The sequence below is a fragment of the Stenotrophomonas maltophilia genome (assembly GCF_013464485.1).
GTDB classification, from domain to species: domain Bacteria; phylum Pseudomonadota; class Gammaproteobacteria; order Xanthomonadales; family Xanthomonadaceae; genus Stenotrophomonas; species Stenotrophomonas maltophilia_AW.
In genome coordinates this window covers 110,822-126,366 of record NZ_RAUX01000029.1, presented here as the reverse complement: position 1 = coordinate 126,366, position 15,545 = coordinate 110,822, and the positions used below count along the sequence as shown (strand labels likewise).

Below are 15,545 nucleotides of genomic sequence, written 5' to 3'. Positions count from 1 at the left end.
GCCTATGAGAACGGCATGCTGATTAGTGGGTTGAGAGGTAATGCAAGTCTTTCTTTACTTGCGTGGTTCGGATTTCTACCAGCTTTGGGCCTCGTTGCGACATCGTTCTATGGTGCCTCTATCTTGCTCAAAGGGGGCTGGGAGCTTCTGGCACAGGAGCCCGGCGTTGCGATCAGCGTTGCATTTGGGGTCTTGTTCGCTGCTCTATTTGGAGTTAGTGGATTCAGTGTTCTATTTCGCATTCTCGTAATGATGCCATCGGATTTCCCGGTGATTTTTAACAGAAAGACGAAGGATGTATGGGTGACTGTTCCTTCGATGCCATCATTCATCCGGATCTTTGAATTTCAACCGGTGAGGTTTGAGTGTCACAGCTGGGAAAGTTTGAAGCCTCGAACGTACAGGATTTTCGAGGTTACGCCGGGAATAAGCTCCGCTCGCTGGACCTACATTTTGACGTTGGTCTTTGGCCAAGAGGATGATCCGCGAAAGGTGGCCTGTGAAATGAACATCGGTTTCAAGGGCTGGGGCGATGATTTCGAGCTTCTGCAGCTTTGGGAGCATATTCGCCGATACATGAACGATGCCGGCCCTGCTTTGGACCAGGGCGAGAAGTTCAAGACTTTCAGCACGGGCCGACTTCCCAAGTTCCCGGATGAGGCAATGGCGGCATTGGGGCGGAAGCTCTCGGAGTCCGAGGCTTGGGCTGCTCCAAAGGCCTGACGCAAGATCGGCCGGGCGGGCGTATGCTGGCTCGGTCTAGATCTCTGGCGTGGCAGGTTGCATGTCGCGAAAGCATGTAGGGACGCTGCGGGTTCTGGCGCGCGCGTATGCCAGCCCCCTGATCGCGATGGTGGGGGCGGTGGCGCTCGGCGCCGGGAAGGTGAAGAAGACGCTTTCCCCGGCTCTGTACGACCGCGTGATGGCCTTGTTGAGCAGCATGGTCAAGCGAGCGGCTCCGCAGATCACCCATCTGATCGTTGATGCCCCACTGCGCATGGCGGGTCGCGCATGGCGGGAGGTTTCAAGGGCCTTCACTGCGGCTGCAGCCGACACGCCGGCCGGCAAGCAGAATGGCGTGAAGAGTTTGGTGGTTGGAAGCGGAAGCTCGCTCCAGCTGGCCGGTGCCGGTGAGGCAGCAGACACGCGCGTCAAACTGCATCTCTGGACCAACCAGAGCGAAGAGCAGTTGCGCGCGCTTCAATCGACGGCCCAGCAGGGCAATCGGTGGCAAGTGCGCGACCGGCGCCGGGATCGACAGCGGGTGCGGGCGCCGCGGCTGCAGTTGCAGCGGCTCCCATTACCATGGGGTCCAGTGGTCTGATGAGCCTGGCTTCGGCCACTCCCAAGGTGCTTGCCGATGCGCCTACGGTGATGAGTGCAGGCGCAGGCATCATCCAGGCAATGGAAATTGCCAAAGCATGGAAGAAGATGGATGTTGGCACGGCGAAGGAACGCAGAGATGCCATCTTCAGCTTCTTTTCGGCTGGGCTTAGCGTTGTTTCTGCGTTTGTTGATGTTGCTAAATCGTACGCACAGAATCTTCTGAAGAAGGTTTTGGCGAAGCGGCTGGAAATGACGGTTGCGATATTTGCAGCAATCGGATCATTTATTGATTCGGCGCAGAGTTTTATTGCGACGGCCGACGATGTGCGAAACGGGCGGGGAATCGCTGCTGCTGCCCATGCGCTTCAAGCAGTTTCTATATTCCTGGGCGGGGCGGCGTTTAGTATTTATGCTATTTCTATAGTTGTTCAGGGTTTTGGTGTTTCCACGTCGTGGCTGGGCTGGGGGATTGTATTCATTGTCATAGGGTTTGCCTTAGGTTTTGTAGCATCCCTCTTCATGACTCATCCCATGGAAGACTGGGCGGCGAGGTGCACTTGGGGGGGGGCGGGTTCGCGTCGACGTGGCCAAGTAATGATGTGGAATTGCAGGAGCTCAATAAAGTTCTTTTGGGCATTGAAATTGATGCGCAGTTTAGAAGTTCTTTTAGTTGGAAGAACGTCACTAGCATTGATGATGTGATCATCGGAGAGGCTGTGCGGCGAATGACCGCCCAAGAGTCTGACGCGAAATTCACTAGAGAATTCGTTGTGAAGCTTAAGCTGGTGGAGCAAATGAGGAGGCGGCTTGGAATCCAGATTCAGATCCGCGGTCAAGGCATCGGGGGCACTGAAACCATAGTCGCATACTCAACCGACGCTAGTGGTAGACCGGGAGAGAACTGGGGTCAGGGAGTATCAGCCGGTCAAATAGACCACGCTGCTCTCGATGCATTGACGATTTCTGGGCATGTGCAAAGCGGTAGGTTCTCCATGCTGGCAGTAGAGCTGATCATTCGGGATGCTCTTGAAGGTGGCGATACAATTATTCAAGAAAGAATGGTGGTTGAGTGAGCGATTCATCCAAAAGATCAGGTGCAGTTGCGGTCCCGGAATGGGAGGGTGATGAGCCATATTTTGACGTCGATTTTGCACGGGCTCGAAGCCAAGGTAAGGCGCAAGTTGGAGTTGCGCAGCCACGTAGAATTCTCGACAGCGCCGATTCGGCCGTCGTGCACACTTGCCCGTCGTCGTCTGATGTCGTGGTCGCTGCATACGAGAATGGAGTGCTTATTGGAGGGCTAAGGGGCTCGCTGAGTATTTCGGTGCTTGCGTGGTTCGGATTCCTGCCTGCATCCGGTCTAATTTTTGTGGGACTCTGGTGTGCTTATATAATTGCTCAGGCCGGGGCGGGGGCTATGGGCCAGCCGGGTCTTGCGATTGGTTTGTCGATTGCTGGTGTGATTGGTTTTGTTTCGGGTGTAAGTATATTTAGCGTACTGTTGCGTGTTCTTGTATTCATGCCATCTGATTTTCCGGTTTTGTTTAATAGGGAGACTAGGGAGGTTTGGGTGGCGGTTCCAAAAATTCCATCCTTCGTTCGATTGTTTGAACTCTCTACTGTTGTCTTTGAATGCCATAGTTGGGCCACTCTAAAGCCGCGCACCTACCGGATTCTTGAGGTCACGCCTGGCGCAAGTTCTGCTCGGTGGACCTACATTCTGACGTTGGTCTTTGGTCAAGAGAATGATCCACGAAAGGTGGCCTGTGAAATGAACATAGGCTTCAAGGGCTGGGGGGATGATTTCGAGCTTCTGCAGCTTTGGGAGCATATTCGCCGATACATGAACGATCACGGGCCCGCTTTGGACCGGGGCGAGAAATTCAAGACCTTCAGCACAGGTCGACTCCCCAAGTTCCCGGATGAGGCAATGGCGGCATTGGGTCGAAAGCTCTCGGAGGCTGAGGCTTGGGCTGTTTCAAAGGCCTGACACAAGATTGGCCGAGCCGGCGCATGCTGTCTCGGCAGGTCGAATGCCGCGAAAACAATTTGGCACGTGGCTGGCTCTTGCACGTCCATATACCAGCCCGTTGATCGCGATGGTAGGCGCCGTGGCGCTTGGCGCGGGTAAGGTGAAGAAAACGCTTTCTCCGGCATTGTACGACTGGGTGATGGCCCTGATCAGCAGCATGGTCAAACAAGCCGCGCCACAGATTACACATCTGATCGTGGACGCACCTTTGCGCATGGCCGGCCGTGCATGGCGTGAGGTCTCAAGGGCATTCACTGCGGCAGCGGCCGACACGCCGGCCGGCAAGCAGAGGGGCGTGAAAAGCCTGGTGGTAGGAAGCGGAAGCTCGCTCCAGCTGGCCGGTGCCGGTGAAGCGGCCGATAGGCGAGTAAAGCTGCATCTGTGGACCAACCAGAGTGAAGAACAACTGCGCGCGCTTCAATCCACTACCCAACAGGGTCAGTCGGTGGCAAGCGCGCGACCGGCGCCGGGATCGACAGCGGCCACGGGCGCCGCAGCTGCAGTTGCAGCGGCACCCATTACCATGGGATCCAGTGGTCTGATGAGCCTTGCTTCGGCCACGCCCAAGGTGATTGCCGATGCGCCTACGGTGATGAGTGCAGGCGCAGGCATCATCCAGGCAATGGAAATTGCCTAGGCATGGAAGAAGATGGAAGTAGGCACGGCGAAGGAGCGCAGGGAGGCCATCTTTAGTTTCTTTTCGGCGGGTCTAGGAGTGGTCTCGGCATTCCTCGATGTCGCAAAATCGTACGCACAGAATGTTCTCAAGAAGGTGCTGGCCAAACGTCTGGAGGCCACCGTTGCTCTGTTTGCCGCTATTGGTTCGTTCATTGATTCGGCGCAGAGCTTTATTGCTGCTGCGGATGATGTGAAGAATGGCCGCGGCGCCGCGGCAGCAGTGCATGCTATTCAAGCTCTTTCCGTACTTGCGGGCGGGGTCGCCTTTTCCGTATATGCGGCATCTTTGTTCGTGCAGAGTATCGGAGTTTCCACTTCGTGGCTTGGCTGGGGCATCGTTCTCGTAGTTATCGGTCTTGCGCTCGGCTTCGTTGCCTCGCTTCTAATGACGCTTCCCCTTGAGGACTGGGCGGCCAGGACCGTTTGGGGAAGTTCGTTCTCGACCCGTTGGGTATCGCAGCAGGAAGAGCTCAAAGAACTCAATAAAGTTCTTTTGGGCGTTGAGGTAGATGCGCAATATAGAAGTGCGTTCAGCTGGAAGAACGTCGCGTCTGCGGATGGCGTGATCATCGGTGGTGCAGTGAAGCGCATGACCGCCCATGACTCCGGTGCGAGGTTCACCAGGGAGTTTGTGGTCAAGCTTAAACTTGTAGAGCAGATGCGGAAGCGGCTGGGAATAAGTATTCTTGTGAGCGGTCAGGGRGCGGCCGGGACGGAGAGCATCGCCAGCTATTCCACCGATGAGTTGGGCAATGCTGGAGAGAACYGGGGCCGGGGCGTATCAGAAGGCAAGATGGATCATGCCTCGATTGAGGCGTTGACAATCTCCGGCCATGTTGAGAATAGTCGATTCTCGGCTCTGGCCGTGGAGCTGACAATTCGAGATGCTCTTGATGGAGGAGACGTTATCGTCAATGAGAGGATGGTGGTTGAGTGACTAGTTCCACGAAGCGGTATGGTGAAGTTCTCATCGAAGAGTGGGAGGGTGAGGAGCCCTTCTTTGACGCGGATTTTGCAAAGAAGCGAACCAAGGGCGCTGCGCAGGTTGGTGTGGCTCAACCCCGCAGGATCCTGAATTCCACTGACGGYGTCCRWGTTCATAGTGGYCCCTCATCGTCCGAWGTTGTTCTGGCGGCCTATGAGAACGGCATSCTGATTAGTGGGTTGAGAGGTAATGCAAGTCTTTCTTTACTTGCGTGGTTCGGATTTCTTCCAGCTTTAGGTATTATTGCAGTGGCGCTCTTTTGTGTAAGTGTGCTTTTTAGAATGGGCGCTGATGCCATCTTTGAGCCTGGCATTGCCATTTCTTTACTACTTATTTCAATAGCTGCATTTTTGTTTGGAATCGGTGCAATTAGCTTTTTATTTCGTGTCCTTGTAATGATGCCGTCGGACTTTCCTGTCATTTTTAACAGGAGCACGAAGGATGTATGGGTTGCTGTTCCTACGTTGCCATCGTTTGTCCGGATATTTGAGCTCCATCCGGTGAGGTTTGAACGCTACAGCTGGGCAGACCTTCGGCCTCGAACCTATAGGATCTTCGAGGTCACGCCGGGTGTGAGCTCTGCCCGCTGGACTTATATTCTGACCTTGGTCTTTGGTCAAAATAATGATCCGCGAAAGGTGGCCTGTGAAATGAATATCGGTTTCAAGGGCTGGGGAGACGATTTCGAACTGCTGCAGCTTTGGGAGCATATTCGCCGATACATGAACGATGGCGGCCCTGCTTTGGATCAGGGCGAGAAGTTCAAGACCTTCAGCACGGGCCGACTTCCCAAGTTCCCGGACGAGGCAATGGCGGCATTGGGTCGAAAGCTCTCGGAGTCTGAGGCTTGGGCTGCTCCAAGGGCCTGACGCAAGATCGGCCGGGCGGGCGCATGCTGGCTCGGTCTAGATCTTTGGCGTGGCAGGTTCATGTCGCGAAAGCATGTTCGCACGCGGCTCGATCTTACATGTGCACATGCAAGCCCCCTGGCCCCGATGGTTGGGGTGATGGCGCTCGGTGCAGGAAAGGTGAAGAAGACGCTTTCCCCGGCTCTGTAAGACCGCGTGATGGCCTTGCTGAGCAGTATGGCCAATGGAGCTGGCCCGAGAGTTACCCATCTGGTTGATGATCGAATGAAAATTGAAGTAATGGATATGGAGAGGCCAGTGCTCGGCCCCGGTGGAAAGATGTACCCATTGCTCCTCCGTCGTGCCGAAAATGGTGGTCCTGACTTTGTCCTTGACATCAATGAGGAGGTTCTGGTCGCCGCCCCTGATGTCAACGCAATTTCTGCAGGAAAGGGTGTTGCCGTGATCCTGCTATTTGCGATTGCTTCGGTCATCGGTGTCCTGATAGGTTTTCTGCCGAAGTTTCTAGAGCATGCATCCGAGCTCAAGTTTCCATTGGTTCTGATCTTTCTCACTGTCATCCTCGGCGTAGCGGTGGGTGTCAACGTATTTAGGGCCGTGCGCAGTGGTAATCGATTGGAGCCTGTAGTTTTCAATAGGACTGATCAGACGGTCACTCGCTACAGTCAAGAAGGGGCTGCTTCGTACAGGTGGCAGTCACTGAGGCCATTCATTCGCATCATTCAGATCGTGCACACTGCGGGTGGCTCGGTTACGTATCAATTGATCCTGGCGGAGGTGGACGATGAGACCGGCGTGGTCCGCTCGGAATTCGTTGCTGGTAAAGGCGATCTGATTGGCGCTGGCGCAAATCGCTATGGTTTCTATCAGCGTTTCATGGAAGGTCCCCTTTCGGGCCTGCCTGCGTTTCAGCTGGCTGCGCTTCGCATGGATTGGTTCAAGCGCATGGCGGTTAGCATCTGGATGTTGGAGGCGACCCGCAAGCGGCTGCTGGGTGAACGATCTTGGACGCTACTCACTACGCTCTTGAGCGTGTCTTGGATCGCTCTGTTGGCGCCGTTTCAAGTGCCCGAGCTGATCGGCGCTTGGATCTCCAAGGGGCCATACGGTTTGAAGGAGTGTGGCCCTTGGCCCGGGCGCTTTGAAGCGTTGAAGAGCGACTCGATACTGAAATCGAAGGCCGAACACTATGGGGAGGTGACGCCCATGGCAAAGAGAATAATCATCATCTCGCTGGTGTTTGGAGCGTTGGTATGGGTGCCACTCTTCTTGCTTCTGTGCGTTGCGGTGCGCGGTTGAGGCATTGATTTATTATTCGCGCCCTCACTCAAAAGAGTGCCTGACTGGCGAAATCTTTGCCGGATGATAGCCCTGCTATTGGGGGTGCGTCATCCGGGCCACGGTCCGGAATGGTTTGCGCCAATGAGAGGGGAGTAGCAGCCCTTGGCCGAAGGTGAGGTGTGGGAAAAGGACTGACTAGCTGTTTAGTTGTCGGCCTATTATTCATCGCGATTTTCAGGAAATATGATGCAGCCTGATTCAGATGCGTCCTCTACTGCGCTGAGGCTTCCGCCGAGTAGTCACCAGGCATCACCACGAGCCTCTACGCATGGTGGTGTTCTCGATGTCTACGAGTATGGGATCTCGTTTGTCGATCAGATGAGTGCCATGCGCGGCTATGCCAGTAGCTGTGGCTGGGTCGGTGTGCTCGCTACCATGTTCGGGCTGTATATTTCGTTCTTCGTTACCGGCTTTAGTTGGGTGACAATTCTTCAGTTCGTCCTGCTCTTGGTCTTCTTGCTGTTCATTCAGATCGATTGGGTGGGCTACCGTGCTGAGCCAGTTTTGTTTGACCGGCGTGGAAGGAAAGTGCATGTCTTCAAGTCGCTCGGACTACCTTGGTGGCAATGGGGCTAGAATATTATTGGTCGACCTCGATATGAGGTGCAATCCTTTGACTGGGATTGCGTTCGTGCAGAGGTAGTTACCTATACGGTGTTCACTGGGCAGGTGCCGCGCAGGGAATCGAGTTTGGTGCTCGCGATTTCCGATCTCCCTGGGGGCGCGCTGGAGGTTCAGCGAGTCGGGGTTGGACCAAGCTTTGGCTATGGCAACAGTACCGGTGCTGTGGAGCGATGGGAATTCGTCCGTCGAATGATGGAGGGCGTTGGTCCCGTCTGGTCGTCGAGTGAGGCGCGATATCAGGACTTCGCAGTAAGCTTGGGAGAGGCATTGACTGTTGCGCAACCTCTCATTGGGCCGGGGTCTCGTCAGTACTGGAAAAAGGGGCTGGCGATGTGGTTGCTGGGTGCGGTTGGCCTGATCGCGCTGCCGCTGACGGCCTACATTGGTTTGAATCGCTATCTCAGCTATCGATTGCAGCGGAAACCAAGGTGGCCTCCCAATGTGTTGAACTCAGTGGGGGCGGCTCCTTTCACTGACGCCGTTTTGAGAGGCCGACTCAGCATAGAGAAGCCGAAAGAAGCCGGCAGGAAGCGACGCAGATAGTTTCGCTGGGCGATCGATGAGGTGCATGGGCTTGCGCTTTCCTGGATTTTCCGGCTCCTTGCATATGATTCGATCGCTCGTGAACGGGTTCGCTCTGATAGCGTTCGCACTGGTACCTTGGGCGCCATTTGGTCTGCCCTAGGATGACTGAAATATTGGGGGGCGCTTGAAGTTCTATCCAGCGCGAGCCGCTGGGGTGCGCGCCTCGAGGTGCGGCTCTGTACGACCGTGCGGTGGCCTTGTCTAATGCAGTGGTCACGTGGGCTTCCTTGCGGATTGCGTCCCTTTGTTGGTATCACTCTGTGTATGTATGTTGCTGCTGGAGATTGATGCGTAATGCGTGAAGAACACTCTTCCGTCGCACCGCAGGTCGAAATCTTGGATATGGGGGCTCCAGTTCGAGGGGAAGGCGGAGCAATGTATCCACTGCTTCTGCGGAGAGCGGAGGCGGGTGGCGCTGATTTCGTTCTAGACATAAATGATGAAGTATTGATTGCTGCGCCCGATGTTGCCTCGGTTTCCGCTGGGAAGGGTATGGCAATAATTTTCCTTTTCTCACTTATCCCGATAGATGCTGCAATTCTAAAATTAATTCCGAAAATGGCCGCGGCGGGGCAGATGGTCTCGATCCCAGTAGTTGTAATGGTCTTGATGCTACTGCTAAGTGTTGCTGTCGGTATTAATGTATTTAACGCAGTTCGAGGGGGTAACCGGATCGAGCCAATTTTGCTGGATAGGCAGAAGGGGACGGTTACGCTTTTCAGTAAGGTGGGTGTAAGCACATACGACTGGCGTGTTCTCAAGCCCTTCATTCGCATTGTTCAGATTGTCCATGCTGCGGGTGGTGCAGTCACGTATCAGCTTATCCTCGCGGATGTTGATGAGGATACAGGTGTTGTCCGTTCAGAATTCATCGCGGCGAAGGGGGACCTCATTGGCGCAGGGGTTCAGCGCTATGGCTTCTTTAAGCAATTTATGGATGGGCCGCATGAGGGGCTTCCTAATTTCCAAATCGTGTCGCCGCGCATGGGCTGGGCGAAGCAACTGGCTGTGAGCATTTGGACAGGCGACATGCTCCGCCAGCGCTGGATGGGTGAAAAGTCCTGGACGCTTTGGATGGTTATTTGCAATATGCTGTGGGTCATGTTGATTACGCCGCTGCAAATCACAGAGTTGATTGGGGCTTGGATATCCAAGGGGCCATTTGGCTTGAAGGAAACAGGGCCATGGCCGGGCAGGTTCGAGAGTATGAGGGGCGACTCCCTGCTGAAAGAAAAAGGTAAGCGCTATGCCGAGGTCACGAACAAGAGTAAGAGTATTTTGTTGGTGTCCATGGTGCTCGGTGTAATCGCTTGGATGGTGCCCATTGTTCTTTTTCTTAAAGTCGCGCTCCTATAGCAGGATGCTGTCAATTTCGTCTCAGATGACGATTATTGATGATGCTGTGCAATTGACCGCTTCAGAGGATTCCGGCGGGTCCACATTCGCAATGATGGGCTTGCACGGCTTTTGGGGTCGGATCGAGACAATCGCGCCATGCTTGCATGAGGCCTGCGGGCCGCGGGCACATTGCCAGTCCGCTAGGTCGGAGTTCTTTGCCCCTCAGCCCTGAACGGGGCAGTGGGGGGATTACCCCTCCTCCGGGAAGGGTGCGAGAAAATTCCACTTCTGGAGTCAGTTAATCTGTGGGGGAGGAATCCCCTTCGAGCACGCGCCTGAACCATGCACGCCCAACATGATCTCCGCTTTACTGAAGGCCCCCTACCTTTCGCTGCCACCTCAAAGGCCTACTCCGTCCGTGACGTAGTGCGGCTTGACGATGAGGCCATGGTCTGGTCGGAAGGCACAGGCGCGTCACGGATGGAATCCATAATGCCGGTCGCTGCGTTGGTACTGTTTTGCATGGCCATTGGCTTGGGTTACATGGGGGTGATGCTGGCGCTTGACCCTACTGAGAGCATGGGAATGCGTGTATTCGCATCAGCATGCGCGAGCCTTGGGGTCGCGGCGCTCGCAGGAACCGCTTTTCTCTGCGTCAAGCAGAGTATTGGCAGCAAACAGAGCGATCTGTACTTCTTCCGCAGGAGCAGGAAGGTTTTCTGCGTTGTCGATGGCAAGCAATATTTGTTGGACTGGAACAACGTCAGGCCTTATGCCCGCGTTGGATACGGCCCGGTCCGGTTCGGCGCGCCCTTGATGATGGCTCTCGACCTGATGGAAATCTATCCGGAAGCCCCTGAGACGTGGCGTCTACGCTTCACCGTCGATGGCCCCCTTCCAGACCGGGAGGCTTGCCAGCAGTCATGGGAATTGATCCGGCGCTACATGGATGAAGCGCCCGAAGCGATGCCCGCCACATTCCTGGTTGATCCATCGCACTGGACGACATCCCTGCTGGAGCGAGGGCCACTCTCCGCCGGCGGAGCGGGCAAGGAGATGATTGAACGCATGCGTGCCATGAACTGGAATGTCTTCATGGTCCCGCAGTATCTGGCGAGCGTTCTGCTATGGCTGATCTTCTGGCCAGAGCCCTTGTCACAGGTGCTCTACGCGAGGTTCAAGCGTCCTGTGCCCCTCCCCAAGGAGGTTCTTGCCAGCAACTCACTTCACGGCAGCAGCGCGAACTACTGCATTCTGCGTTCCAGTCCGGAAGATGTCGCTGGTAGAAAAAAGGCCGCTCTCCAGGTTGCGATGGTGTGCGGCATCTGTTGCCTGATCAGCATCGCTGCCTGGAGCTTGATGACTTACTCGCTTCTTTTTCTGCGCACCTGACAATACGGTCATTGCCTGCGGTTATCGCCCTTCAATCCTCATTCGGAGACGCCATGACATTGTCCCTCGGGAGCCTTTTCTATCCTGTCCCGCACGCTGGCGCGCCTGCCCAGCCAGCTCATCCAAACCGGGCACGGTGCGCACTTGGGCAGCCCTCGCGATGACGCCACGAAGCCACCCAGTAACTCAATCCCGTGTCATGCTCACCGGGGACGCTGAAAGGAGATTCGATGTTCACCGGATGGATGCGGGAGTTTCCCCTGGGCCGTGGGCTTTCTCCACATGAGGACGCCTCGCGTTTCGATGCCCATACCCCCCAACCCGTGACGCCTGCCGAGCGCGCCTGCCTGGTCCGCTTCAACTCGACCTACATCGATCTGATCGATCGTCGTTTCCGGCTGCGCGGCATGGTATCGACCACCGTGGTCCTGCTTGGCACGCTGGGATTGTTCCTGCTTGGTTTCTTTCTTCTCTTCACTGTGGTCATCCCCAACCTTGAGGGAGACGGCTGGGACTGGGTGATGTATGCGATGGTGGCTGCGTGCGTGATCGGCGCCCCAGCACTGTTCTGGCATATCACCCTTCGATACGAGTTCTTCACCTACGTCTGGTACCCGACGAGATTCAATCGGCGTAACCGCACGGTCTACTTCTTCACCGGCGGGAAGGAGGGAGCCGTATCCGTCCGTTGGGATGAGGCCGTGTTCTACATCGGGCGAGGAACCAGCGAGGAGTTCCTGCGTGATCTGCGTTGCAGCATCATTGAGCATCACGTCGTCAAGCGGACCTTCGCTGTCGGCCACTACTTCGATGACGAGCTGAAGATACGGGCGATCTGGGAGTTCCTTCGTCGCTACATGGAGGACGGTCCTGCGGAAGTGGTCGACACTATCGACGGTCGGCAGATGAACCTGTCCGTGGTGCCTTCATTGCGCAACTGCTATCTGTTTGTGGTGGACAGCCTCGGGCCAGCCATGCTGAGTGCCCGATTCATCCTGATGCCGCTGCTGTTGCCCCTGGTGTTCTGCCGGTGGCTGGTCCTGCGATCCTGTCGCATGCCTGTTTGGCCGCAGTGGGTAGAGGAGGCGTGTGCGGTTGATGCGGATGATCCACTTGGACTGGTCGAGACGGACGTCATGGCACAGGAGCAGGCCGTTGCATCATCTACTTGATCGAGCGCTCGTCAGGATGATTGTCGATCAACGCAGAGCGGGGCAGCGGGTGCCGTCCAGCTGCTACTTCGCTTTCATGCGCAGGGAGGATGGGCGATGAGCCAGTTCGCCGGCTGGCTTACCCAGCGGTATCGCAATAATCGTCCCCTTGCCGAGTACGAAAGGGCTGCCGATGTGCGTCATTTCGACTCATCCACGTTTGTCCCGATTGATAAGGGAATCATCGCCATTGATGATGATTGCATCGAGTATGTTGATCGTCATTTCGTGTATCGAGGTTGGGCGCTGATGGGGGCGAGCGTCTTCATCATGCTGGGGCTGTTGTTCGTCATTGCGATCCTGCACGCAACTTCATCGCTGGTTGATCGGACTGGGCCGCTCGAATCGAATGAGGTGTATGCAATCGCAGGCTTGATCGCCCTCGTTCTTGCATTCTTGACGTTCATTCTATGGAAGATGCTCTTCCGGGATATCCTGCGTTATAGGTACTACCCCATCCGCTTTGATCGCGCTACGCGTCAGGTGCACGTCTTCACGGGTGGGCGTAACAAGGTGGTGTCGGCGCCCTGGTCGGATGTCCGCTTCATCATCGGCAGGGACAAGCCTGCGGGACCTGGCGAGGACTACACCTACGATCTCAGGGGCCTGGTGATGCGCGGCGATCAGGTGGTCCACACCTTCGCAGTAGGGTCGGATTGCGGCTCCAACCCTGCCGTCGTGCTCGCGCACTGGGAAATGATCCGGCGCTTCATGGAAGAGGGGCGTTCCGCGCTCCCGTTCCCGCCGTTGCAGCTCTACACCTCGGTAGCACCGAGTTTCCGCAATGCATTCATCATTCATGTGTCTTCGGCCGGCTCAGGGCTGATGTGGATCGCGCTGCCGCTCACCTTGCCCTGGGCACTGTTCCGCTTCCTGGCGATGAAGCTGTGCCGCAAGCCAGTCTGGCCCGCGTCCATCGTCAGGGGCACGGCGGCTTCTTCGGGTACGCCGCCACTCCGCGCCCCTGGCGTGTACGGGCGGGTCGATCATGCGGAAGGGCGCGCGGAGAAGATGGAGCACTTCTGGAAGGAGTCGATAGCTGCAGCGAAGGCCCGGAACGATGAGGTGGGGCATCAGCTGAAGGAACGTGCGGCTGAGAGGGAGAGATGAAGGTGTCCGGATTCAAGATGCTCCCAGGCCAGAACGGGCACTGGGGGCATTTCCTGCAGGAGGTGGGTCTGCCGGGGCGGGCGTCCACGAGCCCTGGTCGTGCGGTTCAGTGGATTGACGAGAGCTCCCTGGTGTTCGCAGGCTGGAAGCGACCCTCGAATCGGGGCTTTCTGTTCGTCCTGTCACTGGTCGCGTCGTTACCACTCATCAGTATGGCGATCAACGTGGCTTTGACGATCGAGAGCTGGGCGCAGGGCTGGCCGCATTTGATTCTGCTGGTCACCTTGTATGCTGGCGGGGCGATCGGTTGTCTGGCGTCGGTCTGTCATCTGTATCGCAAGCCTGCTGAGCCGCCGGTGGTACTCAGTCGCCGGCTTGGAAAGTTCTACTACTGGGTGGACACGAAAAGAGGCTGGGTAAGTCTGGATTACGATGCTGCGGTACCCATCAGCAGGAGAGATCTCGTCCGTGGCAAACATGGCTCCACGCCAGTCCAGGTACTCGCTGTTGTTGAGTTGACGCCAGGCAGTCGCCAGATCGACAAGTTCCTGCCCCTGTCGGAGCCGGAGCTCAACGACGCAGGTCCCGAAGAGCTTTGGGAGTTCATTCGTCATTATATGAACGGGAATATGCGAACGCTTCCTCAGGTTGCCTTCGCTCCGACGACGGGTGGAGTGCAAGCGGATCTGGCACGGATGGAGCGGCTCGTCTTCGATCCCTGGATTGATCCTGACCATCGTGTCAAAGGGCTTTCCGGCTGGTTGTCTGTCCTGTTTCTCGGCAGCCTCATGTTCTGGTTCGAGCTGGCGGGATTCTGGCTGCTGCGTCACGCACCTCGTGTTGCGTGGCCCGACGCCCTGGCCAGCGAGCTGGACTCCCTGACGATGAAGGCACCACTCAACCGGAGCGCATGCTCACAGCAGCGGACAAGCGAGGAACGGGCGCCACGCTTATGGGTCCGCTGGCTGCTGCCGGCATTGTTCAATGCAGTGATCGTGCTCGCGCCGATGGTTCTGCTGGCGCTTCTGCCGTGGACCTCCGGCAACGCCTGATACTCAACCCATGGGGGCTGGACCGGAAGCTCTACCCGGCTAGTGCGTAGCAACGTAGTACACCGTGAAGATGAGCAGCGCCATGGAGCCCAGCAGCGGACTGATCGCCAACCAGCGCTTCGTCTTGGATTGCCAGCGCGAGAAGCGTGCAAGGTAGTGATAAACCGAGTGCGAGACGAGGCTGAGAAGGCCAAGCACCAACGCAATGTAGACAAGGCTTATCGGTTCGATCTTCACGGGCATGCGTCATCGCTGCGTCGGGCACGGCCCGACGCCGCAGTAGACCAACTACATCGCCGGGCAGGCCGGGTCCTTGCCGCTCACGGCGGCGCAGATCCGCCGGCGGCAATCCACGCCCTTCAGCGAGGTCGGGCTGGGGCAGCTGCGCAGCTGGGCCTGGATGTTCGACTCGGTCGACGCGGACTTCTTGCTGGCCACGCGCTCGAAGGCGGCACGCTCGTCCTCGGTGCGCTTGCGCTGGTCGGCCTCGATCTGCGCGATCAGGTCATCCATGCTCTGCGGCTGGGTGCTGGCCTTCGCCTTGCCCTTGGCCTTGTCTTCTTCCTTGATGATGCCGAGCAGGGTGCCGAGCAGGTTTTCATCGCCCTTGCCCTGGGTGCCGGCCCGCGGCGCCTCGCGCGTGCTGCGTGACGCTGCTGCAGGGCTGCGTGCGCTGGTGCCTGTTGTTGCCGTGGCGGGGGCGGCGACTGCCGCGGCTGCATCGGCAGGCACGGGCGTCATGCTCTCTGCGGGTGCAGGTAGCGCGGGCTCACCCACTGCAGGCGGCGCATCCACGATGATGGCCGCGCCGTCGCGTGATGACGTGGCGGGGATATCCGGGTGCCCCGTTGCGTGAGCCGGATCCGGGGCCAGCGAATACTCGCTGGGCTCGGGGTAATCGGCGCTGCCGGAGAGGCCCCACGCAGCAAGCCCGGCAATTGCGACGACGGCGGCGCCGATGGCCAGCCATAGCCCGAGGCGACGGGTGCCACCAGACGATAC

18 protein-coding genes are annotated in these 15,545 nt (G+C 57.1%); 16 read left to right on the top strand and 2 right to left on the bottom strand.

Annotation, left to right across the window (positions count from 1 at the left end; all coding sequences use genetic code 11):
- The 16 genes from D7Y61_RS13295 to D7Y61_RS13225 all read left to right on the top strand — a co-directional run.
- Positions 1–723 (top strand): DUF6708 domain-containing protein (locus D7Y61_RS13295; RefSeq protein ID WP_345776233.1); only part of this gene is annotated, 723 nt, incomplete at its 5' end.
- A gap of 61 nt (positions 724–784) precedes the next feature.
- Positions 785–1,324, top strand: coding sequence for a hypothetical protein (locus tag D7Y61_RS13290; RefSeq protein ID WP_180866704.1), 540 nt, complete (start codon positions 785–787; stop codon positions 1,322–1,324).
- Positions 1,324–2,028: a hypothetical protein gene (locus D7Y61_RS13285; protein WP_180866703.1), complete on the top strand. Its 705-nt coding sequence runs from the start codon at positions 1,324–1,326 to the stop codon at positions 2,026–2,028. The genes D7Y61_RS13290 and D7Y61_RS13285 overlap by 1 nt, the downstream gene beginning before the upstream one ends.
- On the top strand, positions 1,926–2,399 hold the full coding sequence (locus D7Y61_RS13280; RefSeq protein ID WP_180866702.1) for a hypothetical protein: 474 nt from the start codon (positions 1,926–1,928) through the stop codon (positions 2,397–2,399). The genes D7Y61_RS13285 and D7Y61_RS13280 overlap by 103 nt, the downstream gene beginning before the upstream one ends.
- Positions 2,396–3,316 carry a DUF6708 domain-containing protein gene (locus tag D7Y61_RS13275; protein ID WP_180866700.1) on the top strand — a complete coding sequence of 307 codons (921 nt, stop codon included), beginning with the start codon at positions 2,396–2,398 and terminating at the stop codon, positions 3,314–3,316. The genes D7Y61_RS13280 and D7Y61_RS13275 overlap by 4 nt, the downstream gene beginning before the upstream one ends.
- A 121-nt stretch (positions 3,317–3,437) precedes the next feature.
- Positions 3,438–3,995 (top strand): hypothetical protein, encoded by a 558-nt coding sequence (locus D7Y61_RS13270; protein WP_180866698.1) that lies wholly within the window; start codon positions 3,438–3,440, stop codon positions 3,993–3,995.
- Between the two features lie 12 nt (positions 3,996–4,007).
- Positions 4,008–4,973 (top strand): hypothetical protein, encoded by a 966-nt coding sequence (locus tag D7Y61_RS13265; RefSeq protein WP_180866696.1) that lies wholly within the window; start codon positions 4,008–4,010, stop codon positions 4,971–4,973.
- Positions 4,970–5,890 carry a DUF6708 domain-containing protein gene (locus D7Y61_RS13260; RefSeq protein WP_180866694.1) on the top strand — a complete coding sequence of 307 codons (921 nt, stop codon included), beginning with the start codon at positions 4,970–4,972 and terminating at the stop codon, positions 5,888–5,890. Before D7Y61_RS13265 ends, D7Y61_RS13260 begins: the two co-directional genes overlap by 4 nt.
- Positions 5,891–6,154: 264 nt before the next feature.
- Entirely contained in the window at positions 6,155–7,189 is a 1,035-nt protein-coding gene (locus tag D7Y61_RS13255; protein WP_180866692.1) for a hypothetical protein, read from the top strand.
- A 228-nt stretch (positions 7,190–7,417) separates the two neighbouring features.
- On the top strand, positions 7,418–7,807 hold the full coding sequence (locus D7Y61_RS13250; protein ID WP_180866690.1) for a hypothetical protein: 390 nt from the start codon (positions 7,418–7,420) through the stop codon (positions 7,805–7,807).
- A gap of 27 nt (positions 7,808–7,834) precedes the next feature.
- Positions 7,835–8,398: a DUF6708 domain-containing protein gene (locus tag D7Y61_RS22785; RefSeq protein ID WP_430543710.1), complete on the top strand. Its 564-nt coding sequence runs from the start codon at positions 7,835–7,837 to the stop codon at positions 8,396–8,398.
- Between the two features lie 336 nt (positions 8,399–8,734).
- Positions 8,735–9,796, top strand: a complete 1,062-nt coding sequence (locus tag D7Y61_RS13245; protein ID WP_180866688.1) for a hypothetical protein — start codon at positions 8,735–8,737, stop codon at positions 9,794–9,796.
- A 474-nt stretch (positions 9,797–10,270) separates the two neighbouring features.
- Positions 10,271–11,170: a hypothetical protein gene (locus D7Y61_RS13240; protein ID WP_180866686.1), complete on the top strand. Its 900-nt coding sequence runs from the start codon at positions 10,271–10,273 to the stop codon at positions 11,168–11,170.
- Between the two features lie 230 nt (positions 11,171–11,400).
- Complete coding sequence (locus D7Y61_RS13235; RefSeq protein WP_180866684.1) at positions 11,401–12,342, top strand: DUF6708 domain-containing protein; 942 nt, start codon at positions 11,401–11,403, stop codon at positions 12,340–12,342.
- A 96-nt stretch (positions 12,343–12,438) separates the two neighbouring features.
- A complete protein-coding gene (locus D7Y61_RS13230) occupies positions 12,439–13,491 on the top strand; it encodes a DUF6708 domain-containing protein (RefSeq protein ID WP_180866682.1) in 1,053 nt (350 codons plus the stop codon).
- Positions 13,492–13,493: 2 nt separating this feature from the next.
- Positions 13,494–14,543, top strand: a complete 1,050-nt coding sequence (locus D7Y61_RS13225; protein WP_180866681.1) for a hypothetical protein — start codon at positions 13,494–13,496, stop codon at positions 14,541–14,543.
- A 39-nt stretch (positions 14,544–14,582) separates the two neighbouring features.
- Here the strand turns inward: D7Y61_RS13225 and D7Y61_RS13220 are convergent, their stop codons facing one another.
- Positions 14,583–14,786, bottom strand: coding sequence for a hypothetical protein (locus D7Y61_RS13220; protein ID WP_180866680.1), 204 nt, complete (start codon positions 14,784–14,786; stop codon positions 14,583–14,585).
- Between the two features lie 45 nt (positions 14,787–14,831).
- Positions 14,832–15,284, bottom strand: coding sequence for a hypothetical protein (locus tag D7Y61_RS13215; protein ID WP_180866679.1), 453 nt, complete (start codon positions 15,282–15,284; stop codon positions 14,832–14,834).
- Between the last annotated feature and the right edge of the window lie 261 nt (positions 15,285–15,545).